The sequence below is a fragment of the Ideonella margarita genome (assembly GCF_038066635.1).
Taxonomy (GTDB): domain Bacteria; phylum Pseudomonadota; class Gammaproteobacteria; order Burkholderiales; family Burkholderiaceae_C; genus Ideonella; species Ideonella margarita.
In genome coordinates, this window is sequence record NZ_JBBUTI010000031.1 from 1 (window position 1) to 956 (window position 956).

Genomic DNA, 956 nt, shown 5'->3' on the forward strand with positions numbered 1-956 from the left:
GCGATGATCTTGGCAACCACGCCGGCGCCGACGGTACGGCCGCCTTCACGGATGGCGAAGCGCAGGCCTTCTTCCATGGCGATCGGGGCGATCAGCTTCACGGTGATGCTGACGTTGTCGCCAGGCATGACCATTTCCTTGTCCGCCGGCAGCTCCACGGCACCAGTCACGTCCGTCGTGCGGAAGTAGAACTGGGGACGGTAGTTGTTGAAGAACGGGGTGTGACGGCCGCCTTCGTCCTTGCTCAGAACGTAGATCTCAGCGGTGAAGTGCGTGTGCGGCTTGACCGAGTTCGGCTTGCACAGCACTTGGCCGCGCTCGACGTCTTCGCGCTTCGTGCCGCGCAGCAGGATGCCCACGTTGTCGCCGGCTTGACCTTGGTCCAGCAGCTTGCGGAACATTTCCACGCCCGTGCAGGTCGTCTTCTGGGTGGCCTTGATACCGACGATTTCGATTTCTTCGCCGACCTTGATGATGCCGCGCTCAACGCGACCGGTCACCACGGTGCCACGACCCGAGATCGAGAACACGTCTTCCACCGGCATCAGGAAGGCACCGTCCACAGCGCGCTCAGGCGTCGGGATGTAGGTGTCCAGAGCTTCGGCCAGGGCGAAGATCGCCAGCTCGCCCAGTTCGCCCTTGTCGCCTTCCAGCGCCAGCTTGGCCGAACCCTTCACGATCGGGGTGTCGTCGCCCGGGAAGTCGTACTTGGACAGCAGCTCGCGCACTTCCATTTCGACCAGCTCCAGCAGCTCGGCGTCGTCCACCATGTCGCACTTGTTCAGGAACACGATGATGTAAGGAACACCCACCTGGCGAGCCAGCAGGATGTGCTCACGGGTCTGCGGCATCGGGCCGTCAGCAGCCGAGCACACCAGGATCGCGCCGTCCATCTGTGCGGCGCCCGTGATCATGTTCTTCACATAGTCAGCGTGGCCCGGGCAGTCAACGTGAGC

Annotated in this window: 1 protein-coding gene; it reads right to left on the reverse strand. The window is 63.1% G+C overall.

Annotation, left to right across the window (positions count from 1 at the left end; translation table 11 throughout):
* The coding region (gene tuf, locus AACH00_RS19805) for an elongation factor Tu (protein WP_341400908.1) at positions 1–956 on the reverse strand (956 nt) is incomplete at both ends.